This is a genomic window from Prevotella intermedia ATCC 25611 = DSM 20706 (assembly GCF_001953955.1).
In the GTDB taxonomy this organism is placed as follows: domain Bacteria; phylum Bacteroidota; class Bacteroidia; order Bacteroidales; family Bacteroidaceae; genus Prevotella; species Prevotella intermedia.
Genome location: NZ_CP019300.1, coordinates 1,046,160 through 1,071,518, shown reverse-complemented (window position 1 = coordinate 1,071,518; position 25,359 = coordinate 1,046,160). Strand labels below are relative to the sequence as shown.

Genomic DNA, 25,359 nt, shown 5'->3' with positions numbered 1-25,359 from the left:
GAAAGATGAAAAAGTTTGGAGGGGAAAAACTTGGGAAAAGAGATTTTCTTTCAATAATCATTCAACTACCATTCAAATATCATTCAAACACATCATTATCATTCAAACAAAAATTATTTAATCAATTCAATTAAAACATATCACAATGAAAGAAGAAGATTTATCAGCAATCAAGCGATACCCCATCGTGGAGTATCTTGAAAGGAAAGGTATCAAGCCTGTACGTAGGACACCTTCCTATGCGCTGTACCGCTCACCACTCAGAGAGGAAACGCATCCGAGTTTCAAGGTAGACACAGAAAAGAATCTTTGGATAGACTATGCCGAAGGCAGGGGTGGAAGTATCATCGACCTCTTTATGCGTTTGGAGAACTGCACGCTATCGGAAGCCATCCGCCGTTTGGGACAGACTGCTCCCGATGATACTGCATATAGTCCTCACAATGACTTCACACCAAACAATTCCCAACCAGCAATGGCTGCAAGCGAGGCAAGGAAACTGATAAGTATATCAGACACCTTGCCGCCACATTTACAGGAGTACCTTACAAAAGTACGCTGCATTGATTTGGAGAGGGCTATGCCGTTTCTCAAATGTATCAGCTATGAGGTAAGGGATAGGCGATATCAAGCCATCGGCTTTGCCAATCCATCGGGAGGGTATGAACTTCGGGATAATGGTTCGTTCAAGGGAACGGTAGCTCCGAAAGACATTACTCCGATATTCACGGACAAACAGGCAGAACACGCAGCAGACAAGACACCGCCTGTATGTGTATTTGAGGGATTTATGGACTTCCTATCCTTTCTTTCAATGAAAGAAGAAATCACCAACCACTGTCTTGTGATGAACTCCGTGAGCAATGTGGCAAGGACTGTCCGCTATCTGAACGATCGACACCTGACCCATATCCGTGCCTTCCTTGACAATGACGATGCTGGGCGGAGAACCGTGCAAGAATTTGTAAGGGCTGGTTTCAAGGTGGAAGATATGTCCCAATATTACAAGGACTTCAAAGATCTCAACGAATATCATGTCAGCCGTGTCCGTGAGCGACAGAAGCATAAAGGGCAGATACAGGCACACATGTCAATTACAGATCAAAATCAAAACAAAGAATCAAAACAAGTCAAACTTAAAATGAAATAGAAATGGAAAAGAAAACTATGATGAGCGACAAAGACCTTTCATGGTTCTTGGAATGCCAAGATGATGAAATGGACAATGAGGTAATCTCACAGACGGAAGTACAACCCGTTCCTGTGGAGGAAACAACAACGGACGTAGAAATGAAGAAGGACCGTATTACTCAAGGAGAAGCGGACATCGCTTCTGAGCAATCCGAGCATACACGGAACACGGAGAACGTAACCGTTCAGAAACGCATCAGTGCCAAGATGAGAAAGAAAACACTCGAAGCCTACAAGCAAGCCTATCTTGTGCCGACCAAGTTGAACAACCGGAAGGCGGTCTATCTGAGTAGGGAAACACAGGAACGTGCCGACTTCATTGTGCGTAGATTAGGCGACAAAGGCAGCAACCTTTCAAGCTTCGTTGAGAACATAGTTCGTCAGCATCTGGAGGAATATGGTGAAGACATAGAGGAATGGAGAAGATTGTAAACCACAAGGAAAAGGTAGACGGTTTTCTGGGAAAAGGTCTCCCCTTTCTTCAAAATAGGTCTACCTTTTCAAGCAAATAGGTCTACCTTTTTTGCTAAAAGGGTCTACCTTTTCTTCTTCGGCTTAGTTCTCTGTGAGAATGCCACGAACGCAGTTAGTCATAGAATGCACGGAATTCATTTTTAGGCTATAAAACGTTTTAAGCGTAAATAATTTGTTCGGTAGCATTGCAAGACGTCAGTTTGTACCCACAAACTGCTCTTGCTCCCCTCGTTCGATTGTCGGGGAGATAAGACCGTAATCACTCCGTTCTCATCGGTCAGTATTCAGGAATTAAGAAACAATGAATCATCTACAATGATAAACTTTCAAGGAAACTTATATGAGCAGATACAATGGAAAAGCTGCCCGATGGCAGCAACAGGATAAGGAAGAACAGCGGATGAACAAAACGGAGTTCATCAAGGTAAGATGCACCTTAGAAGAGAAGCAGCGTATCAAGTCAAAAGCGGAAAGTGCAGGGCGGAAGTTCTCAGATTACTGCCGTGAGATACTCCTTAACGGAGAAGTAACAGCCGTTCCCAAGATGACAGACAATGAGAGGGAAGCCATTGCCATTCTCCATCATACAGGAAAGTTCTATGGACAGGTATCCAATCTCATCAAGGTCAAGGACGAAAGGTGGGTACTCATCACAAAGAACCTATCACTATGTGCAAAAGAAGCATTTAAGCGGTTTTACGACCCTCATTTTCGTGTGGAAGATGAGGTATATAAGGTCTTAAATCTAACAAGAAATGATAGGAAAATGTAAGGCGATAGCGCACGGCAGCACGGCTCTGGGCTATATTTTCAGAGAGGGCAAGCTCGGCTATCGGCTTGCCTTCCACAATCTTTGCAGCAGGGAGCCAAAGGCAATCTATGAGGAAATGAAAGTGGTCAGCGACTACAACAGCCGTTGCAGGAACAAGTTTCTCCGTATCGAAATAGGCATCGCACCTCAGGACGAGAAAAAGCTGCCTGTGTCCGAACTTATGAGGATAGCCCATTTGTTTGCCAAGCGAATGGGACTTGACAACCACCAATGGGTGGCAGTAACGCACAAGGACACCGACAACAGACACATTCATATCATTGCCAACCGCATCAACCTATATGGAGAGGTCTATGATACCACTTTTGTGAGCAACAGGGCTGCAAGGGTGGCAGAGGAAATCAGCAGGGAGAAAGGCTTGACCATTGCAAAAGAGGTCAAGGCAGAAAGGAAACACCAAAAGACAAAGGCTAATCCCACGAGAGAGCAAACAAAACAGCAGGTACAGCAAATCTGCTATGCCTTGCTTGACAAATACAAAGGTACAGGCATCACGGGACACTCTATGTTTCTCTACGAACTTCACAAGAACGGCATTTCCATAGAGCGTATGAAGAACAAGCAGGGCAAGGTATATGGCTTGAAGTTCTCATACGGAGGACTATCATTCAAGGCTTCCGAAATCGGCAGGGAATTCGGCTACCGTTCCTTGCAGAAGAACTTTGAAGCAACTAACCAAGAAGAATACAAGAACCCACACCAAACAATACAAGACCCGGCAGAAAAGAACGAACAACCTAATGTAGATTATCAACTTGTACCCAAAAGCCGTTCCTCAATCTCACGAGACAATGACACCCCACAAGTGCAGAACTCCATGGGTGCAGTGGCAGACACTATTGTTAGCGCAGCCGATGAAGTTGTGGAAGGGTTAGGCGATTTGATGACACCAACTGCGCAAGGCGATGACTATGCAGAAACAGCGTGGCAGCGTAAACTCAGAAACCAAGCCAGCAGAAAGAAGAAGCGCAGACGAGGATTATAGTCCCACTCCAACGACAAACACAGCATTACAAAAATGCAGAAAGAAGAATATCTCATTAAAAACGCTTGTTATTCGCCAGCAAAGTATTATCTTTGCAAACAGAATGACAAGCGTTCTTTGTTAGGCAAAAAACAGCGGAGCCAAGTAGCTCGCTCGTTTCCAAATCGTTACCAGTTTAGCTATACCAACAAGGTAACTTATTTATTTTCAATTAGATACATTTTGATGATTATCTTACCGTGTAAAACCTACGCTTTTGGAATGCAAAACAACAGGTTTTGCAATACGCTGATAGAGAGATAGTTAAACAACAGAAATGCTTGTGAAAAATATTTACAGTTTAATTTCTTTGTTTCCACCTATAAAACGGGTTGTTTCCATAAACTTTCTACTTCTTCTTTGAAAACTTATTTCAACTTTAGAATGACGATTATAGAAGAGAAATGGGCACAAAAAAAGCGGCCCCAAACGAGAACCGCTCTAATGAAAGGAGGAGTGGTACCACCAGGAATCGAACCGGGGACACAAGGATTTTCAGTCCTTTGCTCTACCAACTGAGCTATGGTACCATTCTATTGCGTTTTCAGAATGAATTAATATCATTTCTGATTTGCGAGTGCAAAGGTAGTTATTTTTCCCCATTCCCACAAATATTCTGTGATATATTTTAACGCTTAACTTTCATTCACACTAAGGAAATACAGCTACACTATGCTTAACCGACTGAAATTCAATAATTCCTAAGTTTTACCACCACAATATTAAAAACTTCACAAATCAGGTAAAATGCTATTCTACCCAACCTTGTGCCGTTAGTTTGAACTCGTTGCCGTCTCTTGCAATAAGATATTCTCCCAATTTTGCTTCGGTAATATAGCCTATTTGCCGAATATTCTTAATAGATTCTATCTTTGCATGGTCGCTGATAGGTATGGTGAACAAGAGTTCATAGTCTTCCCCACCGTTCAGCGCAGCTGTTGTAAGGTTCATATTGAATTCCTCGCAGGTTGCAGCAGTTTGATAGTCGATAGGTATTTTATCTTCATAAATCCTGCAACCTACATTGCCCTCTTTGCAAAGATGCTTCAAATCGCTCGAAAGACCATCAGAAATATCAATCATTGCAGTAGGTCGTATGCCTACTTCGCGAAGTTGTTGCAACACTTCGCCGGGAGCTTCAGGTTTCAACTGTCGGTCTATGAGGTATTCTTTACCTGCAAAATCGGGTTGGAAACTTTCTATCGCAGCGCGTTCAACTTTCAGTGCTTCGAGCTTCACCTTATTATTATCCGCCTGCGCTTCTTTCAGTTTCTTGTTGAATTCTTCTACTTGCTGATAGTAAACCACCTTTTCGCGTTCCAAAACCTGCAAGCCCATATAGGCTGCACCAAGGTCGCCCGATACGCATATTATATCGGTTGGCTGTGCTCCCTTTCTATATACAATATCTTCTTTGGCAACTTCGCCTATACACGTAATGTTTATGGCAAGCCCAGTATAAGAAGATGTGGTATCGCCACCTACTATATCAACATTCCATTTAGCGCAAGCAGCTTTCAGTCCAACGTAGAATTGGTCGAGATTAGTTACATTAATACGCTTTCCCAAGGCTATTGAAACAACTATTTGGCGTGGTTGCCCATTCATTGCAAATATATTGCTCATTGCAACCATTGCACATTTGTATGCCAGGTGCTCCATATCAATGTAGGTAAGGTCGAACTGTATGCCCTCCATAAACAGATGAGAAGACACAAGTGTTTCCTTATCGGCATAACGAAGCACTGCAGCATCGTCGCCAACTCCCATAATTGTTGAAGGATTAGTTGGTTTAATATCCTTAGTCAGGCGTTCTATCAGCTTAAACTCGCCCAATTCTTTTATTTCCATATTGCTTTTATAGGATTAAGCATAAGTTATGTTAAGCACGCTTTATCATTTCGCGCATAATTTCAGTCATCAAAGGTTGCGCCTTGTTGGCTGCCTCTTGAACCTCTTCGTGGCTTACTTCAACAGGTACGTCGAAGCCTCCTAAGTCGGTAATTACGCTAACACCAAACACCTTTATGCCTGAATGGCGTGCAACAATAACTTCAGGAACGGTACTCATACCTACAGCATCGCCACCTAAAATACGGTACATTTTGTATTCTGCAGGGGTTTCAAAGGTAGGGCCTTGCACACCTGTATAAACACCATGCATTACTCTGATGCCCTTTTCCTTTGCAATTTCGTCTGCCTTTGCTATGAGGGTATGGTCGTATGCTTCGTGCATATCTGGGAAACGAGGACCTGTTGGGAAGTTAGGACCATGCAATGGGTGCTCTGGGAAGAAGTTAATGTGGTCGGTAATAATCATTAAATCACCAATTTTAAACTCTGGATTCATACCACCCGAAGCGTTGGAAACAAACAAAGTCTCGATGCCTAACTCGTGCATGACACGGATTGGGAACGTAACTTCCTCCATACGGTAGCCTTCGTAGTAATGGAAGCGACCCTTCATCGCCATAATGTCCTTACCACCAAGCTTTCCGAAGATAAGGCAACCTGCGTGTCCCTCTACTGTTGATACAGGAAAATTAGGTATATCTTTATATGAGAATTCGTAACTATCAGTTATCTCTGAAGCTAATTGTCCGAGACCTGTTCCGAGAATGATTGCCGTTTTCGGACTTGTTTTCATTCTTTCCTTTAGCCAAGATGCTGTTTCTTGAATTTTTTCGTACATAGGATAATATTTTTTCGTTAAACTTTTCTTCCTTATCAAGCATAAACTTAACCTGTATAGGCAGTGCATAGATATTTCTCCGCACTTCTTCATCCAATCCTTCTAAGTTCAATAACCTCGCTTTGTCTTTCTCTGTGGTAATAATTATCTTTGGATTATCCATCGCTGCAAAGGTTTCATTGATGAGCACCACATCTTTAGGTTTAAAAGAATGGTGGTCTGGGAATGCCACCGATTGCACACGTGAAGCCTCAACATACTGACTTAAATCTACTTCCAACTGCTTTGGCAATGCAATACCTGTAAGCAGCAACACATTTTTATTGTGTATATCGGTCAGTGGGATTGTCTTTTCATTAGCCACATCGTCGAATACTGGCACAAGGTCGCAATATTCCAACGTTGTAAAGAACAACTCTTGGAAAGGATATAGGTTCATTGCCTTGTTCAGTACGCGGTAGTCAATGGGATTCAACTCCTTGGGGCACTTTGTTACTATCACTATATCGGCACGATTCTTTCCCGACAGCGGTTCGCGCAAGCGTCCCGCAGGCAGTAGCTTATCATAAATAATAAGGCGGTGATAGTCTACCAACAAGATGTTGATGCCTGGCTTCACATACCGATGTTGGAAAGCATCGTCGAGCAATACCACATCTGTGTCTTTTGTTTGCTCGTCTTGCGTTAGTTTATCAATACCTTCGCAACGCTTTTTATCTACGGCAACATAAACATTTGGAAACTTCTGCTTCATTTGGAATGGCTCATCGCCAATCATTTCCACAGGTGTATCAGCTTCAGCCAGCACGTATCCCGTGCTTTTACGTTTATATCCTCGCGACAGTACTGCCACCTGTGATACGTCTTTCAGCAAACGTACAAGATATTCCACGTGCGGTGTCTTTCCTGAACCACCAACTGTAATATTGCCAACCGATATTACAGGTACATCGAAGCTACGACTTTTTAATACACCAAGTTCAAAAAGTTCATTACGAACCATTACCCCTAACCCATAAAGCCAGCTTAGAGGTAACAGTCCTTTGTGTATTTTTATAAAGTCGCCTTCCATTTCTACTTGCAACAAACAGTAACATGGCGTTGCCAATACTGTTTTGCTTATTAGTTTATATTAATATAATAAGGTATTCTTGCTTGGATTGCAGACTGCTGATTAATGGTTCTCAACATTGAGAATGGTTCATAAAGCATACCCAACGAACTGCGTAACTGGTCGTTAAGATAATTGCCTTGCACATCACTGCCCAATATTTGGTCTATCCAACTTACAGGAGCAGGGTAGCTTACTTGATGATATTTCTCTATCTTAGCCAACTTTGCTGCCTTTGCGATTGCTTTGTCCAATCCTCCAAGTTCGTCTACTAACTTTATTTTCAGTGCATCTTCACCTGTATAAACGTGTCCTTGAGCTATCGTTTCTACTTGTTGCATTGTCAGTTTTCTACCTTGAGCAACTCTGTTCTTAAAGGTTGCATAGCCACGGTCTATATAGGTTTGCAACATTCTCAACTCTTCTGCACTATAAGGGCGTACAGTTGAGCCAAAAGCAGCATTCTTATTGGTCTTTACTTCGTCGAACTTAATGCCTAATTTCTCTGAAGCCAATCCACTAAAGTCTGGGAACATACCGAAGATACCTATTGAACCTGTTATCGTTGTTGGCTCAGCAACAATCCAATTGGCAGGTGCAGACATATAGTAACCGCCCGATGCAGCATAGCCACCCATACTTATGACAACAGGTTTTACTTTCTTCAGCTCCATTATTTGATGCCACATCTGCTCTGAAGCAAAAGCAGAACCGCCACCAGAATTAACCCTAATGACAACAGCTTTTACATTATCGTCCTTCATCAGTTTCTCTATATCTTTGCAAACGTCCTTTCCTACAATGACATCTTTATCAGAAAAAGCCCCTGCTATCTGTGCATCAACGATATCGCCATACGCATAGTAAACAGCAATTTCTTCGCCCTTCTTTTCCTCATCTATCGTACTTAGGTCGGCAAGCGACACCTGATGGATTTCGTCATCTACATTAATACCCAATCGTTTCTTTATTTCGCCTTTCACTTGGTCGGTATAAAGAAGTTGGTCTATAAGCTTCATTTTGATATAATCGCCTGGTGTGGCAAATGTTATCATACTATCGGCATACTCGTTGAGCTTTGCAACAGACACATTTCTACTCTCGCTGACCCCTTTTGTCAAATGTTTCCAAATGCCATTCAAATACGCAGTGGTTTGCAATCTGTCGGCATCGCTCATCTTTTCTTCTGTGAAAGTTTCGGTAGCACTCTTGTATTTACCAACCTTAGATACTTGCATTTTCACACCAAACTTAGCCAACATATCTTTCAGATAGACGTGCTGCGATGCCAAACCGTGCCAATCCAACATACCTTGTGGGTTCAAATATATCTTATCAGCCACCGAAGCCAAATAATAAGCGCTCTGTGTATAGTTGTCGCCATAAGCAACTATCCATTTACGGCTTTTTTTAAAGTCTACCAAAGCGTCTCTTATTTCTTGCAAAGACGCATACGAACCAGGCGCAAAAGCACCCGCTTCAAGATAGATACCTTTTATTTTATCGTCGTTTTTGGCTTTCTTCAAACCTGAAATAATATCTTCCAAGCTTATATTAGCAGCAACTCTGCCAGTAAACTTAGCCATAACATCTTCCTTGGAACGTTCGTTCAGTACTCCTGACAAGTCTACCACCAATACAGAATTATCTTTTATTTCTGCTGTTTCATCGCTCGACAATATCATTCCAAATATACAAACGAGACCTAACAACAACGTTACTAAACCAAAAAGGAATACGCCAACAAAGGTGGCAAAGACATTCTTAAAAAAGTCCTTCATAAAGACAATTATTTAATATATTTCTATTTAAAGCATTGTAGGCTCGGCAAAATCTACATTCTACTATTTCGCCAATACATACATTATATCTATGCAAAGATAAGCATAAATAGCTAATTTTCCAAATTTTGGCATAATTCTTTACTTTTTGCGACTTTTATTCACAAAACAACATATTAAGGATTAACATCTCGCACTATACGATAAACTGTTAATCCTTAATATCTTCAAACTAAAAGCTGTATTGGAAACCAATAGAGGCAAACTCTTTCAGTTGCCAATAGCCATGACGCCCATCTCGTTTTACACCATCGTCAAATCGGGGGTAGATAAACAGCTGTGCGCCTATGTATCTGTTAAACTGAAGCTTGATTGTATTCTCCCATTGGAACTCTGTTCGCTTGTAAGTGGCATAAGCATAAAGACGCGTTTTCCAAGTAAGAGCGTCCATCAACTTCCACTCAAAGTCTACAGTAAGTTCAGAACCGAAATCGTGCCGTGCGTGCTTGCCTTCTTCAATGCCTAATCTGCCCGCCAAATTCTTCAAGCGAGTATATTTCACATTGTAAGCCAAAGGAGCTAAGTGTACGTTTCCTTTCAACTTATGGTCTAACCAGTCAAGGGTATAATCCATACCCAATGACAGGTTAATATTCAATGGGGCGAGAATGTCTGAATACAACGAAGGGTCGTTGGAGCGGTAAGAATGCGTGAACTGCGTATAACCAACAAACTGAACCGAATAGTACCATCTCTTGGTAGCCTGCAAACCGAACTTGGAAGTAAGGCGTATCAAGTCCTCCGTAGTTTTAAAACTATGCAACGAATCGGACTTGCTGCTCTGAATACCAAACTTCAGTTCCAAGCGGTTGTCCCATTTCACCTTCTGTTTATTGTTATAATTAGCTTCCAACAGTGCTGATGACAACACCGAATAGTTGCTTTCGCCGCCTTTATGCCAATTGTTAGAAACATAATTCTGCAACAACTGCAAAGCATAATCGCCTTTATATTTCCAAAAATCGGGCTTCGTTATGAGCACTTCAACAGGAGAAAAGGTAGATTCCACTGGCAAAGGTGCAACCTTATCCACTATTTCCACATTCTGCTGTATAGGCATTTCCACATCTACCGTTGCCGTTTGCTTTCCCCGAAGTTCATCATCGGTCGTTCTTACCAACGATGGGCGATGCAGATAAATGTCTAAAAGGTGCCTGCTATAAGCATCGTTCTCTTTCAAAGCAAACGCATTGCTTACAATATTCTTATAATAGGTGGTAGGCAAAAACAAACGAGCAAGCTGGAAAACATCGCCTTTATAAGCCGCTCCTTTCCTACTCGCCTCGTTAAAGATTTTATTTTTTGCTAAAAACAAAGAGTCCATATAAGTCCGAAGCACACCATTCGAACCATCATTATTCATTTGCTTTACAGCTAAAGAGCCATTCACTTGGGCAGAAACAGCCAACGTGAAACTTATTGCAAATAAAAACAAGTAAATTTTACGCATCATTCTAAATTATAGCCTTGCTATTTTCTCCTTACAAAGTCCAGGTTTATTCCAACAATGTAGCAGCACGAACACGGCTCAACGTCTCTGGTGTCATTTGCAAATAACTGGCAATATAAACCAATGGCGCACGCAAAATAACTTGTGGACTTAATTTACACATTTTCTTATAACGGTCTTGTGCAGTTTCAAAGCGCACAAGGTCGGCATGCACTTGTGAAATGATAAGACTTTCTTCCAATATCTTGCGATAGAGAATCTGTATATTTACATTGTGCAATGCCACTTGCTCAAGTCGTCGCTTAGGCAATGCATACACGGTTGTAGGCTCTATCGCTTCTACCTGCAACTTCGTTGGCTCTTCGCGGAACAAGCTTTCGATACACATAAAAATAGTTCGGTCTTCGCCCAAATGCTCTGTTATCTGCTTTCCATTCTTAAAATAGAACTGACGAATAAGCCCACGCTCTATGTAATAGATATTCTCGCATACCTCTCCTTCGCTCAAAATCATCTCGCCCTTTGCAAATTTCATAGGAACGAGAATACTTTCAAGCACATCAAGTTCCTCGTGTGTCATTGTACTGTACTTCCGAGCCAACTCACGTGCAATGTCTCTGGTGTCAAAGGTTTCTTTCATATCTATACCTCCTTATTGGATTTAATCTAATTTTAATACTGCCAAGAATGCTTTCTGTGGTACTTGCACATTGCCCACTTGCTTCATACGCTTCTTGCCTTTCTTCTGTTTTTCCAACAGTTTACGCTTACGGCTGACGTCGCCACCGTAACATTTTGCGGTAACATCTTTACGTACCTGCTTCACTGTTTCGCGTGCCACAATCTTTCCGCCAATGGCTGCCTGTATGGCAATATCGAATTGCTGGCGCGGTATCAGTTCTTTCAGTTTTTCGCACATACGTCTGCCAAATGTTACGGCATTGCTCTCGTGCGTCAAAGTAGAAAGTGCGTCTACTGGTTCGCCATTCAAAAGAATGTCCAACTTTGCCAATTTAGACGGGCGGAATGAATCAATATGATAATCGAAAGAGGCATATCCTTTGGAAATGCTCTTCAATTTATCGTAGAAATCGATGACAATTTCGCCCAATGGAATCATAAAGATAAGCTCCAAGCGGTTGCCGCTGACATAGTTCTGACTGACAAGCTCGCCACGTTTATCAAGGCAAAGTGTCATTATCGGACCAATATAGTCGCTCGATGTAATGATTGACGCCTTTATATAAGGTTCTTCTATATGTTCAATCATCGTTGGTTCGGGCAAGCCAGACGGGTTGTGCACTTCCTTGCTTTCGCCCAACTTGTCGTACACCATATAGCTAACGTTCGGCACGGTGGTGATAACGTCCATATTGAACTCACGGTCGAGTCGCTCTTGGATAATCTCCATATGCAGCAAACCTAAGAAACCGCAACGGAAACCGAAACCTAAGGCTTGCGAACTTTCGGGTGAGAAAGTGAGCGAAGCATCGTTTAGCTGCAACTTTTCGAGCGATGCACGCAGGTTTTCATAATCGTTAGGGTCGATTGGATAGACTCCTGCAAACACCATCGGCTTCACCAGCTGGAAACCCTCGATGGCTTTCTCGCAGGGACGGTCTATGTGGGTAACTGTATCGCCCACCTTCACCTCGCGTGCATTCTTTATTCCCGATATAATATAGCCCACTTCGCCAGTCGATAGCTCATTCTTGGGCTTCATATCCATCTTCAAAACACCCACTTCGTCGGCGTCGTACTCCATTCCTGTCTGTACGAACTTCACCTTATCGCCTTTGCGAATGGTGCCGTTTGTTACTTTACACAAGGTTATAATGCCACGGAACGAATTGAAAATAGAGTCAAAAATAAGTGCTTGCAGCGGTGCTTTCTTGTCGCCTTTCGGAGCAGGCACACGCTCAACGATAGCCTGCAGGATTTCTGGAACGCCTGCGCCTGTTTTTCCGCTGGCACGAATTATGTCGCTTCGCTCGCAGCCGATGAGGTCGATAATTTCGTCTTCCACCTCTTCGGGCATTGCATTCGGCATATCAATCTTGTTGATTACAGGTATAATCTCAAGGTTGTTGTCGATTGCCATATACAAATTCGATATGGTTTGCGCCTGCACACCTTGCGTAGAGTCTACTATGAGCAGCGCACCTTCGCACGCTGCAATGCTTCTTGATACCTCGTAAGAAAAGTCTACGTGTCCTGGAGTATCTATAAGATTAAGAACATATTTCTCTCCATCTTGTTCGTACTCCATCTGTATGGCGTGGCTCTTAATGGTTATGCCACGTTCGCGTTCCAAGTCCATATCGTCAAGCATTTGTCCTCCTGTAACTTGAATGGTCTTGGTGTATTCCAATAAGCGGTCGGCAAGTGTAGACTTACCGTGGTCTATATGCGCTATGATGCAGAAATTTCTTATTTGGTTCATTAAAATTTTCGTCTTTTAATATGCAAAATTAACAATAAAAGCGAGAAATACAAAGGAACCAATCATAAAATTGCTCAAAAAGGCTTACCTTTGCATCATCTTAGGTAAAGATAGCACATTTATTAGGCAAGAAGATGAAGTTAAACAAAGCCCTTTTCATATCAATTGTTTGCGTCGCACTTGTGGGTTGCCACGAGAGTTTGGAAGACCGTGCAGCGAAGGAATGCAAAGATTACACACAAAAAAAATGCCCTACACCAATAGTAGAAAACACACGAATGGACAGTATGGTGTATGAAGCCGACACGCGCACCATACACTATTATCACTCGTTTTTCAACGAAGCCGACAACAAAGAAATCATTGCGGCACACAAACAGGAACTCCGCCAGACATTGCTTGCTGCGGTAAAGAAAGATATGGGCACAAAGATATATAAGGAAGCTGGCTTCAACTTCCGCTACACTTACCATTCGGGTAAAGCACCCAAAACTGTTCTATTCGACCAAACTTACAAGAAGGGCGAATATTAGGATAGGTATTTTTTAGCAAGTTCCCCTATGAAGCAGTGCGAAGTTTTTCGCTTTGCTTTGTAAAGATAATTCTGTTAAAAAGTGATAACTGCGCTTTGACGTTGCGAAAGCGGCTCTTTTGCGATGCAAAACCTACGCTTTTACCGTGCAAAACAGCCGCTTTTAGAATGCAAAACAATAGATTTTGTAACACATTGATAATTAAAGAGTTAAGCAATAGATATGCTTGCGAAAAATATTTACACCTTTATCCTCTTCTTTTCGGTCATAAAACAACGTGAAATCGATGCAAGAATTGGACAAAAATGCTTCACTTCTTTCCGATTTAACAAGCATACCAAATCATAGAAACCCTATACGCTTGTAGATTACAAAGAGGTTTGTTGCTTTTTAAACGTAGCTGCAAAGTTTACTTTCAGCACATTACTTTCGCGCAAACTTTGCTTTAAGTCGTTTATTGTGCCCATCGGTGTGGCTTTGTCGGCACGCACACTGACGCTCATTTGCTTCTTATCGGCTGCCGACATAGCAAGGCGTTCCTTAGACAGATAGCCTTTTACATCTTTCAAGTCTACTATCTTATCGTTGAGTTGCACGCACAAGCTATCGCCCGAAACTGCGCCCGCAGCATTCATAGGCGTACCTATATATATGTAGGATATGGCAGACTTCTTCACCAACTTGGTGAGTTCCGTGCCCTGTGGCACCTGATACTTTACCTTGACAGTGGTTTTACGCATGTGGGTAACAAGCATAAAGAAAAACAAAATCGTAAAAATAAGGTCGGGCAAAGAAGCTGTATTCAGTTCGGGAATACTTCGTTTGTGGCGTCGGTAGATACTCATCGTGTGCCTCCTTCCTCGCCGTTGATGGCTTTTACTTCGTAAACTTCCGAAATGCGCTGCGGTATTTCCTCGGCTATCTGTATCTGCTGTTCAACGGTACAAAGCTGATATTGCTTGCCATACAGTTGTTCGGCACGCTTATTCCGCAGATTGTTGTAGGCTGCCACTATCTCGTTTTGGAGCGAAAAATAAGTGTTGTAAGACGCTTTTCTATCCGTCTGAATTTGAATGATGTGTTTTTTCCCTTTCGATGCTACAAAGTTCTCAACCGTTTGCCTTACAGTTTGCAAAGCCATCGGTTTATCATTGAGCTGCAATTCATTGTCGGCAAGTATCTGAAACTTCAGCACCAAGCGTGCATCAACCATTGTCGGAACCTCTGTTTTTTCTTTCTCCATAGGCGGAAGCTGGCGTTCCAAGCCCTCGTCTACCTCCATTGAGGTGGTAACGAGGAAAAGAATCAACAGCATAAACGATATATCGGCTGTTGAAGAAGTGTTCAGTCCTGGAACTTTTCGCTTGGCACGTTTAAACATAGGCTTATCTATTTTCTCTTCCTATAATAGCGCGTTGCACCAAAAACAGATGCTCCAATGGCTGCAAGCAGCAATATAAGCGATGAGGTAACGAACATATCGGAAGCTTTCAGCCAAAACTTATCGGCGTAGGTTGTGCCGTTTATGACCATCGAATCGGAAGAACCGAAGAGAAACGACAACACAAGACACAGGAAAGTAGTGCCAAAAACAGCTATCGTTATTTTGTAGGTTGGAATTCCGTTCACTACACGCTGTTTCACGGAGATTGTCTTCACCGTATGGAACACAGACAACAGCATGACAAGAACCGTCAGACCGAGAAGTATCCACATAAAGACAATAAGGGCATCGGTAAGCAAGGGCGCATTGAAAGCAGGATTTTCGGCAAACGGAGCATAGAAACCAACTGAAAAGAACAAGACAAAAACAAGGGCAGCAATGCCTATCAGCAGGTACAAGACGCGCTGCGATATTCGTTCTTCTGCCAATTTTGCAAATTTATTCTTTAAGTTCATAGCCTATCGGTTCAGTTTATACACCATGATAGCGTCTAACAAAGAGATTGCCGACTCTTCCATCTGAGCCGTCAGATGCTCTATCTTGGAAAGTATATAGTTGTAGAATACTTGCAAGACCAAAGCTACAATGATACCGAAGATGGTGGTTATCAGAGCCACTTTCATACCCGAAGCCACAATGGTAGGACTGATGTCGCCCGCAACTTGTATTTGGTCGAAAGCCATTACCATACCTATTACCGTACCGAGGAAACCCAACGACGGTGCCATAGCAATGAAAAGGGTTACCCACGAACAGCCTTTCTCCAAATTGGCACTCTGCACACTGCCGTAGGAAGCCACGCTGCGCTCTATGTCTTCGATAGAACCTTCGATGCGGAGAAGTCCTTGATAGCAGATAGAAGCTACAGGGCCACGGGTGTTCTTGCTAAGTTCTTTCGCCTTTTCAATGTCTTTTGCAACTATCAGGTCGGTCAGCTTTCCCATAAAACGCTTTGCATCAATCTCCGAAAGGCTAAGATAGATAATGCGTTCTATACAGAAAGCCAAGCCCAACACCAAAGCTAAGGCAACAAGCGACATAAAGCCTGCATTGCCGTCGATGAACTTTCGCTTCAACGATTGGTGGAAACCTACACTTTCTGTCGATGCTTTTTGCACCTTCGGAGCATTTTCTTCCACTCCGAGGGCGTCGAGTGCATCGCTGCTTTGTGCGCCTCCGCTCGCATTTGCCTCCACGTTTGGTTTCTGCTGTGCTGCATCAGCGTTTTGCGCAATACTGCCAAGCGGACAAGAAAACAAGATGGTTGCGAAGATTGCAAGACAAGCAATTATTTTTTTCATACTGATATTTCTTTTCTAAAATCTTATAATTAAATGCCGAAAGAGCTTGTACGAAGCATCGAAGCTATGTTCTTTTACTCAACAATGCAGCCCTTATGCTTTTGAATTTCAAAAATACTAATTTTATGAATAACCGCCAAACGATTGGCAGAATATCTTCTATGACAGCGTTTCGGCAGAATATATTTATCTACAAAGCTACACTTCTATGCTTGTTTGGCCTGATGATAAGCCAGCATTCCACGAATGGGCGACTTCTCTACCTTATCTACTTCAAAACCAAACTTTGCAGTTGCCTTTTCAAAAACATTGCGGAAATGGTAGGCAATACTGCCTATTGCCGACACTTTCTTTACTCCGTAACAAGCGTATTCGCACACATTGCGTTCAAAGAAAAGTTCAAAGTTTTGCTGTACCAATGCTTCCAATTCGGGCAAATCCAAGTGTCGGTTTATGAATTGTGCAGTAGAAGCCAAGAATCTGTTCGCCAATGGCTTGCGATAAACTCTTTCAATGATTTCCTGATAGGTGAGATTTTCTTCACGAAGGTATAATTCTCGGATTGCTTCGGGCAGTCCGCCTTTAAATATTCCGTTCATAAAGAGTTTGCCTAATGCCGCCCCACTGCCTTCATCGCCTAAGATATAACCCAACGGAGGAACACTCTTTACGATTGTCTTGCCATCGTAAAAACAACTGTTAGAGCCTGTTCCCAATATGCAGGCAATGCCCGATGTGTCGCCACACAAGGCTCTGGCTGCGCCAAGCAAGTCGCCGGCAACTTCCACAGTTGCTTCCACAAAAGTTTCAGACAAACATTTTTTCATCTTAGGTTGTACGCCTTCGGTGCAACCAGCCCCATAGAATGCAACAGATTTAATCAGATTTGCTGCATCGGTATCATCTAAAACAGATACTAATTGAGGTAGAACTTCATTCTTTAAAATAAGTTCTATCTCGCTGTCTGATTGATGAAAAGGATTGATTCCCTGCGTTGAAATAACCTTATCATTATTTCCTTCATTGCCCGAAACTATCCAATCGGTTTTTGTACTGCCACTATCTGCTATCAGTATCATACGCTTTGTTTTGCTTGCAAAAGTACAAAAAACTTCAAAATAAAATACTTCCATAGTATTATAAAGTATTAATAAACTTATGTAGATAGCTTGCATATTCACCTTATTATATATACCTTTGCATTATTAAACAGCTTTGGGAAGCAACTTTCTCAACATTCTATATTTCATATCGTTCCGCAAATGAATAATAAAAACATCTATATTGCAGGACCTTGCGTCATTGAAAGCCAAGAACTCCTGAACACAGTCGCTGCAGAATTGGTGCGCCTGAATGAGAAATATGGCATAGACATAATCTTTAAAGCCAGTTTCGACAAGGCAAACCGCACCAGTCTGAACTCTTTCCGTGGACCAGGAATGGTGAAAGGACTTGAAATGCTGCAGGAAATCAAAGACAAATACGGCTTACAGCTACTCACCGACATTCACGAAAGCTATCAAGCAGAGGAAGTTGGCAAAGTTGTGGACGTCATTCAGATACCTGCTTTCCTGTGCAGACAAACCGATTTGTTGGTTGCAGCTGCGAAAACGGGAAAGATTGTGAACATTAAAAAAGCACAATTCCTTAGCGGAAAGGATATGAAATACCCAGTTGAGAAATGCAAGGAAAGCGGTGCGAAAGAGGTTTGGCTTACAGAACGCGGCAATAGCTTTGGCTATAACAACCTTGTTGTGGATTTCAGAAACATTCCAGACATGCAGGAATTTAGCGAAACCGTGATTATGGATTGCACACACAGCGTTCAACGTCCAAGCGCAGGCAATGGAAAGACTGTCGGCGACCGCAAGTTTGTTCCTTCAATGGCATTGGCTGCCAAAGCTTTTGGTGCTAACGGATACTTCTTTGAGGTACACCCCGACCCAGACAAAGGGCTCAGCGATGCAGCCAATATGCTGGAATTAGCCAACCTTGAAAGTCTAATCGTACAACTACAATAAAGCGAAAGAGAGAAAAGCAAGATGGAAAGTGTTAGAGATTATGCAATACAATGCATTAAAGACGAAGCCAATGCCACATTAGCTTTGATAGAACAGTTGGACGATAACTTCGATAAGGCTGTAGAACTGATGTACCACTGCAAAGGGAAAGTTATCGTTACAGGCGTCGGTAAAAGCGGAAACATCGGTGCTAAAATAGCTGCAACATTGTCATCGACAGGCACTCCTGCCTTCTTTGCTAATCCTTTAGATGTTTTTCACGGCGATTTGGGTGCTATGACGAAAGACGACGTTGTGTTAGCACTCTCTAATTCGGGACAGACAGACGAACTTCTGCGCTTTATTCCAATGGTATTGCATATGAACATTCCCATCATTGGTATGAGTGCCAATCCAAAATCGCTGTTGGCAAAATACTCTACAACACATATAAAGGTATGGGTTGAGAAAGAAGCTTGCCCACTGAACCTGGCTCCAACAAGCTCTACAACAGCCGCATTGGTAATGGGCGACGCACTTGCCATTGCCCTAATGGAAGTCAGGAAGTTCCGTCCGAAAGACTTTGCACAGTTCCACCCTGGCGGAGAACTCGGCAAACGCTTGCTAACCACGGCACAAGACGTTATGCGTTCAGAGGATTTACCTATCATTCCTAAAGAGATGCACTTGGGAGAAGCTATCATTCATGTCAGCAACGGCAAGTTAGGGTTAGGCGTTTCTATTGAAAACGATAAGGTTATCGGACTTATTACCGATGGCGACATACGCCGTGCGATGGAAAAATGGCAAGCTAAATTCTTTGACCACACAGTAGAAGACATTATGACAAGAACGCCTAAAACCGTTCTTCCTAATACTAAAATCACCGAAATTCAAAGTATTATGCACCAATATAAAATACACACGGTGTTGGTTTGCGATAAGGAACAAAGGCTATTGGGTGTCGTAGACCATTACAGTTGTATGCTTTAACCGTGCGTTTCAAAGCAAAGAAGAGCACGAAAGACAAATAAAAAGAAAACAAAAAAAGCGAATAACGTGAAGAATACAGAAAGAAAATCACTTTTACTAACCTTGCTTTTGCTATGGTTTGCTGCACTTAGGCAACCCATAATGTCAAGTCCTGCAACCGATAAGCAACACCCTCTGCCAACAGGCTCCGATTCTTTACTTGTGCAACAGCTCAGAAAGAAAGGCATACAGTTCAGCAACAACAATTCGGTAACGCTGCTGACAAACGGTCAAGAGAAATTCGACGACCTGTTTAAAGCCATTGAACAAGCTCGTTCAAGCATACATTTAGAGTATTTCAACTTCAGAAACGACTCCATTAACAAAGAATTGATTACCCGTCTTGCGAAGAAGGTAAAAGAAGGAGTGGAAGTCAGAGCGATATTCGATGGATTTGGCAATGCCAGCAACAATCGTCCGATGCGCAAAAGGCATTTAAAAGAAATCAGAAAGCAAGGTATTGAAATATATGAATTTAAGCCAATAGAGTTTCCTTGGATACACGATGTGTTCAATCGCGACCACCGCAAGATTGTCATTATTGATGGAAAGATAGCCTATACAGGCGGTATGAATGTTGCCGACTACTATATTAAAGGTACAGAAGTTGTTGGAGAATGGCACGATATGCATTGCAGGATAGAAGGCGATGCCGTAAACACTCTGCAAAAGATATTCCTGCAAATGTGGTATACGGTATCAGCGCAAAATGTCCATGGTGCAAAATACTACCGAGGAATAAGCAATGCTACCTATGTGAAAGGATTAAAACCAGACACTTGCGCTGCTGCAGGACATAAAATGGTAGGCATTATCAACCGAGAGCCTCATGTATCGCAAGACATTATCAGGACTTTCTATGCGAAAGCAATTGATGATGCGCAAGACAGCATAAAGATTATAAACCCCTATTTCACGCTTGGTCCGAAGATAAGAAGGGCATTAAAGAAAGCTGCAAAGCGCGGAATAAAAGTAGAAATAATGCTGAGTGTCAAGAGCGACATTCCGCTAACACCCGACTGCGGATACTATAATGCACACAAGTTGATGAAGAGCGGTTGCATAATCTGGTTGTTCGAGCCAGGCTTCCACCATACAAAAATCATACTTGTAGATGGCAAAATCTGCACCGTAGGTTCGGCAAACCTGAATGCTCGCAGCCTAAGATGGGATAGAGAATTAAATGCTGTGATTATAGATAAAGAAACTACAAAGGAGCTGGACACCCTTTTTGAAAATCAAAAGAAAGATTGCTTCAAGCTAACGGAAAAGAAATGGAACGAATGGAGAACTCCTTGGCAGAAGCTGAAAGGTTTATTGGGCTTCCTCATCTCTCCTTTCCTGTAATCCGTTAAGGTCAGATTTTATTTATATCCACATATCCGTGCATAACGGCATAAATCGTCAGTGCCGACACACTCTTCATACCCAACTTCTCCATAATGTTTTTTCGGTGTGTTATAACAGTGGTCAAACTAATGTTCAGTTTGATTGCTATCTCCTTGTTTATATAGCCCTGCACCACCAAAGAAAGTACTTCTATTTCGCGATTGGTCAATACTTTATTCTTTAAAACCTGCGGCATTTCAGGGAAATTCTTACCTCCTGCATGCCCGTGCTGCTCCACCATAAGCAGGTTGCGCACCAATTCATCTTCACCAACATTGACGCAGATGCAATGGAAACCAGACAATTGCGAATTAGAATCTTTGGAAATCGTCAGCAATATCGTCTTCTGTCTGCGCTCCGTAAAGAACGTTATATTCTCTAAAACTATGGTTTGAGCTGCAAAGAAATGGAAGAATGAATCGGGGTTAGCCGCAGAAAAGTCCTCGAAAGTAGAGAAAGACTCTATTTCTATCATCGGTACTACATCTTGAAGAATGCTTTTCAGTCCAAGTACGGCAAGCGTATTAGGGTCGATAACCGCAATACGCGGACGCCCACTCATTATCTTTCTCATGTCCATAGATTGCAAAAGTACAATTATTTTGTAAGATACGAAACAAGAATACCTATTTTTTGGTATTCAAAAACTATGGTTACAGGCTTACCGTACCTATATCTACCAAGTTATTTACGATAGCGTAAATGGTGAGCCCCGCAGGAGAATGGATTTGCAACTTACGCGCAATGTTTCTGCGGTGGGTAATCACGGTATTTGTAGAAATGCACAAATGGTTGGCAATTTCCTTGTTCGTCATTCCCTGAACCACACAAATAATCACATCTTTCTCACGGTCGCTCAGCGTTTCGCCCGTATCGGGTTGCTTGCTCAGCATACTTGAAATCTTCACCGACACATCGTTCTGCTTGCTCTTCAGTTCCAAATGGCGAATAGCAGGTATGAACAGTTCTTCTTCAACATCGGCATGCTGGTCGAGCCACTCCTCGCAATGGTAAATATCGTATAGTGTTGCCGTGAGCTGACTGTTGCGATGCGCATCTGAAGGCAGATACTTAATAATGATGTTTTTAAGTTCGTGCAACTTTACATCGGTCTGTTTATGATGCTTGGAGAAGGTTTCTATATCGTAATTGTTGTTTGTTTGTCCCGACAATAAAGAATCGACATATGGGAAAACCATTTTCTCTTCGTACTTCATGTGGTTGCGAATATCGTGTGCATATTCGTCGTACAGTTTCAAAATGAGTCGTGCCAGATTGTCGTTCTCGTCCAACGAATCCACAAGTTTCTTGCGAATGAACGGCAACTGAAAATCCAAATAGTAAGTATGGAAGGCCTTTAGATACTTCACCAAGGTAGGTATAGATAGCCTGTCGGCATCGTCGTATTCCTTATAACCATTCATTGTAAAATTCACAATAGCCAAAAACGTATAAGTATCAACATTCTGGCTATCGCAAACCTCCCGAACAGTTTTATCGCCGAAGCCCAAATTAATTCCGAAACCGCCCAGAGCTTGTAGTAGGTCGTAATTATCGCTGATAAGAGAAATCATCTTATCATCAGCCTCATACATCTTATGATTTTTCATTTAGGTCGCATTTTAAATATCTTTGTATAAGATAAATTGCACTTGGGTGAATATGAAAGTATGCTTTCGTTTTCCCCTGTTGCAATATCTATGCAAAATAATAACATTTTTACGAGCTGTGCAATAGCAATAAGTAGGTATTTTAAAATACCAAACAATTAGTATTGCAGCAAAGAAATAATGATAGTATCTTTGCAAGCAAATGGGTGCAGGGATAATTGCAACTCTCGTACAGTGGTTATAGTTACAGACAGCAAGGTACAAACTTAGTTCTCTTCACTATTCTGCTGCGAGACAGCAATTAGGTATCTGCACTCTTTTTATTTTGCAAATGTACTAATATTTAGACAAACAGAACAGAAAATTAAAAGAAAATACGAAATTAACCCTGTAAAAACCAACAAATTAAGCCGTAAATGCCATTTTTATGCAATTCGCAAGCATTTACAACAACACACTACCCTACTTCCATAATTCACCGATAAAAGTATTTGGATTTTGCTGTAACGCCTTTGCATTAACCTATAATCGGAGAGTTTTTACTTTTAAAGCATCGCCTTACAAGCGTAGAAATTCAGTGAAAACCGCTTACTTTATAGATAAAAAGAACTTTATAAAAGTGTAAATATTTTTTATAAGAATATCTTTTACCTAACTAACTCGTTTTCAATGCTTTACAAAACCTATTGTTTTGCATTCCAAAAGCGTAGGTTTTGCACGGTAAAAGCGGCTGTTTTGCAGCGCAAAACCTACACTTTCGCAACGTCAAACCGAAATTACCATTTTTCGTGCGAATTATCTTTACAAAACGAAAGAGATTTTTCAGTATTTGCCTTATGCAACAAAAAGAGAATCACTCTCCCACCACGTTGTATCTACCGAACTGTTACATTCCTTGAAAACTACTATCTGGTAGGATAGCTGTATCTATTGAAATCGTAAAATCCGCTACGCTGATTGGGCACGTGGTCGTATTCTATGTTTATCGAGAGCGAGTTCTGATTGTGTTCTCCCCATTGATAAGTAACACCGCCACCTATTCTGTCCATAAATCTACTGTCAGCCATTCCGTAACCCCAGCCTGCATACATTGGCGAAAAGCCCATACCGTAACCACCAAATGCGCCATATCCCATTGCCCAAGGAGCGAAGTTGCCTGAATTGAACGCTTTCTGAACAAAAGCGTATGCACTCCAATGTTCGTTGAATCGGTAGCCAAAAATGGCATTTACACCTGCAGTGGTATAGTTGGAACCGCCATAGGTTACATTATTTATATAGCCCCCTACCGCCAATGTGGCTTTTTTCGATAGGTTGGTAACATACATCAGCGATACGTCTTGAACGAAACCAGCACCGTGGCCGTAGCCATTGCCCAAGTTGGCAAATACCGATGCACTGAGGTTTACGTTCAATCCCTTGTGCAAACGCCACGTATTGAATCCCCAGCCATAACCCCAATAAGGATAATACATATCGTTATTGGTTATGGCTTGCCCGTTTTCATCGACAAGCGGCAGGTTTCTGTCTATCTGTTGCTGCTCGCGTTCTTCTGCCAAAAGGCGTGCATATTCCTTTTCAGCCTCTGTTGCTTGTCTGTATCCTTGCAGACGTGAAGATTCTATTGGTGCGACAACAGTCGTATCAACATTATTATAAACATCTTGCGCATACATTCTTATACCAAGAAGCAGTGCTATGGCTATGACAAATATCTTCTTCATACAATGCAAATTTAGAATATTGGAGCCTAACAGCCAAAGAAATTAAAAGAATTTAATCTTTTCTATGATTTTATTCAGTGGCACGTTCTCTCCTCATTATCAAGGGAGGGTCGGTGGTGAAGATAAACACCGTTGCGGCGTGGAATACCTGTCCCGGATTGATATTTGTACTTATCTTTTCCTTATTATCATTGTAACCCGTATGAAGGGGTTGGAAAGAAATGCCCGTACTGTTTTTACCATACGAGTTTATGCGCAAAGTTGGTTCGTATGTATAAACCGTCAGCACTCTGCCGCTCTGCTCGTCGAAAAGAATGGCAGCAGGTTTCTGCACGTTGGCAGGGTGTCGCAACTGAAAGGCGTGGTTGTATCCATTTTGCAAATCGTTGATGCGCTCGCCCAATTCCCTCGGTTGAATGAAGTTCAACGGCGTAGACCGCACGTTTTCCTGCTCGCCCGTAAGTCGCATATCCTTATCGAACACATTTGTTTTATGTGAATCTATCCACAAATGCTGCTTTAGAATAGAACGATTGGGGTCGCCCGACAGGTTGAAAACGATGCCGTTGGTAAGTTTATAGCGTGTTGGGGCGGTGGAAGTCATTCTGTAATCAACGTCAAGTGCGTTTTGGTCGGACAGCGTATAGGTTACCGAGAAGTTCATTTTGCCGTCAAACTCGCCGTCTTTGCTGTCTGCAATATAACGAAAAGTTACGGATTGGTGGTCGGCACTGACTACTTCCCAGACCTTATCCGCCAACGCAGGACTTACTTTTCCGTCAAGACTCATCATCGTTGCACCAAGTATCGTGTTGTCTTTGTAGTCGGATATATGTTTATAGCCTTTTATTACAGGTTCCAATCTTCCATTCCAGTTATATGCTTCGAGCTGCATAAGACGTGCGCCGTAGTTGCTTACCAAGGCTTTCATACCCGTATCGTTTATTAACTGAAAGGTTTGTATATCTTGCGCCGATAGCACAAGAGAGAAAAAACAAGCTATTATGGCAAAGCTTAGGTGTTTCATTGTTTTCGATTTTAGATGGGCAGACTTCTGTGTTCTACCTTATATTATTATTGCAAATATAGATTTTTTTTTTGAAAGAAACAGTATTTGCAGAAAAAATATTCTTTTACGCTTCATTTTGCAAGGTCAGATGACACGAAAAACCAAAAGAGCGATTTAGACACAGCGTAAGGAGAAATAGCTTATTTTAGTTAAAAACTTTGGCTTTTTATGACATAATGATGTAAAACTTCATTTTTTT

The 25,359-nt window shown here is 42.0% G+C and carries 25 protein-coding genes and 1 tRNA gene; 8 read left to right on the top strand and 18 right to left on the bottom strand.

Annotated features, from left to right (window positions below):
* Nucleotides 1–145 precede the first annotated feature (145 nt).
* The 4 genes from BWX39_RS04440 to BWX39_RS04425 all read left to right on the top strand — a co-directional run bounded on the left by BWX39_RS04440 (nucleotide 146) and on the right by BWX39_RS04425 (nucleotide 3,482).
* Nucleotides 146–1,150: a toprim domain-containing protein gene (locus BWX39_RS04440; RefSeq protein WP_028904751.1), complete on the top strand. Its 1,005-nt coding sequence runs from the start codon at nucleotides 146–148 to the stop codon at nucleotides 1,148–1,150.
* 2 nt (nucleotides 1,151–1,152) lie between these two features.
* Complete coding sequence (locus BWX39_RS04435; RefSeq protein ID WP_009229837.1) at nucleotides 1,153–1,623, top strand: DUF3408 domain-containing protein; 471 nt, start codon at nucleotides 1,153–1,155, stop codon at nucleotides 1,621–1,623.
* A 382-nt stretch (nucleotides 1,624–2,005) separates the two neighbouring features.
* Entirely contained in the window at nucleotides 2,006–2,437 is a 432-nt protein-coding gene (locus tag BWX39_RS04430) for a plasmid mobilization protein (protein WP_009229838.1), read from the top strand.
* Nucleotides 2,421–3,482, top strand: coding sequence for a relaxase/mobilization nuclease domain-containing protein (locus BWX39_RS04425; RefSeq protein WP_028904752.1), 1,062 nt, complete (start codon nucleotides 2,421–2,423; stop codon nucleotides 3,480–3,482). Before BWX39_RS04430 ends, BWX39_RS04425 begins: the two co-directional genes overlap by 17 nt.
* Before the next feature lie 496 nt (nucleotides 3,483–3,978).
* Here BWX39_RS04425 and BWX39_RS04415 read toward each other — a convergent pair.
* From BWX39_RS04415 to lepA, 8 genes are all read right to left on the bottom strand, one after another.
* Nucleotides 3,979–4,051: transfer RNA gene (locus BWX39_RS04415), tRNA-Phe, on the bottom strand.
* Between the two features lie 220 nt (nucleotides 4,052–4,271).
* The gene (locus tag BWX39_RS04410; RefSeq protein ID WP_028904753.1) at nucleotides 4,272–5,372 is read right to left on the bottom strand and encodes a thiamine-phosphate kinase; all 1,101 of its coding nucleotides are present in this window, start codon (nucleotides 5,370–5,372) and stop codon (nucleotides 4,272–4,274) included.
* Between the two features lie 31 nt (nucleotides 5,373–5,403).
* Nucleotides 5,404–6,213 (bottom strand): purine-nucleoside phosphorylase, encoded by an 810-nt coding sequence (locus BWX39_RS04405; protein WP_076123235.1) that lies wholly within the window; start codon nucleotides 6,211–6,213, stop codon nucleotides 5,404–5,406.
* Nucleotides 6,098–7,285 (bottom strand): tetraacyldisaccharide 4'-kinase, encoded by a 1,188-nt coding sequence (gene lpxK, locus BWX39_RS04400; RefSeq protein WP_028904755.1) that lies wholly within the window; start codon nucleotides 7,283–7,285, stop codon nucleotides 6,098–6,100. Before lpxK ends, BWX39_RS04405 begins: the two co-directional genes overlap by 116 nt.
* Before the next feature lie 50 nt (nucleotides 7,286–7,335).
* Nucleotides 7,336–9,105: a signal peptide peptidase SppA gene (gene sppA, locus BWX39_RS04395; protein ID WP_028904756.1), complete on the bottom strand. Its 1,770-nt coding sequence runs from the start codon at nucleotides 9,103–9,105 to the stop codon at nucleotides 7,336–7,338.
* Nucleotides 9,106–9,337: 232 nt separating this feature from the next.
* A complete protein-coding gene (locus tag BWX39_RS04390; protein ID WP_172460528.1) occupies nucleotides 9,338–10,618 on the bottom strand; it encodes a DUF3078 domain-containing protein in 1,281 nt (426 codons plus the stop codon).
* Nucleotides 10,619–10,661: 43 nt separating this feature from the next.
* The gene (locus BWX39_RS04385; protein ID WP_014710283.1) at nucleotides 10,662–11,255 is read right to left on the bottom strand and encodes a Crp/Fnr family transcriptional regulator; all 594 of its coding nucleotides are present in this window, start codon (nucleotides 11,253–11,255) and stop codon (nucleotides 10,662–10,664) included.
* 21 nt (nucleotides 11,256–11,276) lie between these two features.
* Nucleotides 11,277–13,058: a translation elongation factor 4 gene (gene lepA, locus BWX39_RS04380; RefSeq protein ID WP_028904758.1), complete on the bottom strand. Its 1,782-nt coding sequence runs from the start codon at nucleotides 13,056–13,058 to the stop codon at nucleotides 11,277–11,279.
* A 134-nt stretch (nucleotides 13,059–13,192) separates the two neighbouring features.
* On the opposite strand from lepA, the gene BWX39_RS04375 reads away from it, so the two are divergent.
* Complete coding sequence (locus BWX39_RS04375) at nucleotides 13,193–13,591, top strand: hypothetical protein (RefSeq protein ID WP_028904759.1); 399 nt, start codon at nucleotides 13,193–13,195, stop codon at nucleotides 13,589–13,591.
* Between the two features lie 25 nt (nucleotides 13,592–13,616).
* Here the strand turns inward: BWX39_RS04375 and BWX39_RS12405 are convergent, their stop codons facing one another.
* From BWX39_RS12405 to BWX39_RS04345, 6 genes are all read right to left on the bottom strand, one after another.
* The gene (locus BWX39_RS12405; RefSeq protein ID WP_076123233.1) at nucleotides 13,617–13,808 is read right to left on the bottom strand and encodes a hypothetical protein; all 192 of its coding nucleotides are present in this window, start codon (nucleotides 13,806–13,808) and stop codon (nucleotides 13,617–13,619) included.
* Between the two features lie 151 nt (nucleotides 13,809–13,959).
* Entirely contained in the window at nucleotides 13,960–14,436 is a 477-nt protein-coding gene (locus BWX39_RS04365; RefSeq protein ID WP_028904760.1) for an ExbD/TolR family protein, read from the bottom strand.
* Nucleotides 14,433–14,972 carry an ExbD/TolR family protein gene (locus tag BWX39_RS04360; RefSeq protein ID WP_028904761.1) on the bottom strand — a complete coding sequence of 180 codons (540 nt, stop codon included), beginning with the start codon at nucleotides 14,970–14,972 and terminating at the stop codon, nucleotides 14,433–14,435. The genes BWX39_RS04365 and BWX39_RS04360 overlap by 4 nt, the downstream gene beginning before the upstream one ends.
* An 8-nt stretch (nucleotides 14,973–14,980) precedes the next feature.
* Nucleotides 14,981–15,490 (bottom strand): hypothetical protein, encoded by a 510-nt coding sequence (locus tag BWX39_RS04355; protein WP_028904762.1) that lies wholly within the window; start codon nucleotides 15,488–15,490, stop codon nucleotides 14,981–14,983.
* Nucleotides 15,491–15,493: 3 nt separating this feature from the next.
* The gene (locus tag BWX39_RS04350) at nucleotides 15,494–16,336 is read right to left on the bottom strand and encodes a MotA/TolQ/ExbB proton channel family protein (RefSeq protein ID WP_028904763.1); all 843 of its coding nucleotides are present in this window, start codon (nucleotides 16,334–16,336) and stop codon (nucleotides 15,494–15,496) included.
* A gap of 206 nt (nucleotides 16,337–16,542) precedes the next feature.
* Complete coding sequence (locus BWX39_RS04345; protein ID WP_028904764.1) at nucleotides 16,543–17,415, bottom strand: ATPase; 873 nt, start codon at nucleotides 17,413–17,415, stop codon at nucleotides 16,543–16,545.
* A 183-nt stretch (nucleotides 17,416–17,598) separates the two neighbouring features.
* Between BWX39_RS04345 and kdsA the strand changes: the two genes are divergently transcribed.
* The 3 genes from kdsA (at nucleotide 17,599) to cls (ending at nucleotide 20,715) form a co-directional block, all read left to right on the top strand.
* Nucleotides 17,599–18,357: a 3-deoxy-8-phosphooctulonate synthase gene (gene kdsA, locus BWX39_RS04340; protein WP_028904765.1), complete on the top strand. Its 759-nt coding sequence runs from the start codon at nucleotides 17,599–17,601 to the stop codon at nucleotides 18,355–18,357.
* Between the two features lie 21 nt (nucleotides 18,358–18,378).
* Complete coding sequence (locus tag BWX39_RS04335; protein WP_028904766.1) at nucleotides 18,379–19,329, top strand: KpsF/GutQ family sugar-phosphate isomerase; 951 nt, start codon at nucleotides 18,379–18,381, stop codon at nucleotides 19,327–19,329.
* 141 nt (nucleotides 19,330–19,470) lie between these two features.
* Entirely contained in the window at nucleotides 19,471–20,715 is a 1,245-nt protein-coding gene (gene cls / locus BWX39_RS04330; protein WP_244271449.1) for a cardiolipin synthase, read from the top strand.
* Between the two features lie 10 nt (nucleotides 20,716–20,725).
* On the opposite strand, the gene BWX39_RS04325 is transcribed toward cls, so the two are convergent.
* From BWX39_RS04325 to BWX39_RS04310, 4 genes are all read right to left on the bottom strand, one after another.
* Nucleotides 20,726–21,337: a response regulator transcription factor gene (locus tag BWX39_RS04325; protein ID WP_014710295.1), complete on the bottom strand. Its 612-nt coding sequence runs from the start codon at nucleotides 21,335–21,337 to the stop codon at nucleotides 20,726–20,728.
* Nucleotides 21,338–21,410: 73 nt separating this feature from the next.
* Nucleotides 21,411–22,367 (bottom strand): helix-turn-helix transcriptional regulator, encoded by a 957-nt coding sequence (locus tag BWX39_RS04320; RefSeq protein ID WP_028904768.1) that lies wholly within the window; start codon nucleotides 22,365–22,367, stop codon nucleotides 21,411–21,413.
* A 905-nt stretch (nucleotides 22,368–23,272) separates the two neighbouring features.
* On the bottom strand, nucleotides 23,273–24,091 hold the full coding sequence (locus tag BWX39_RS04315; protein WP_028904769.1) for a hypothetical protein: 819 nt from the start codon (nucleotides 24,089–24,091) through the stop codon (nucleotides 23,273–23,275).
* Between the two features lie 70 nt (nucleotides 24,092–24,161).
* Nucleotides 24,162–25,118 (bottom strand): aldose epimerase family protein, encoded by a 957-nt coding sequence (locus BWX39_RS04310; protein ID WP_028904770.1) that lies wholly within the window; start codon nucleotides 25,116–25,118, stop codon nucleotides 24,162–24,164.
* Nucleotides 25,119–25,359: the final 241 nt, after the last annotated feature.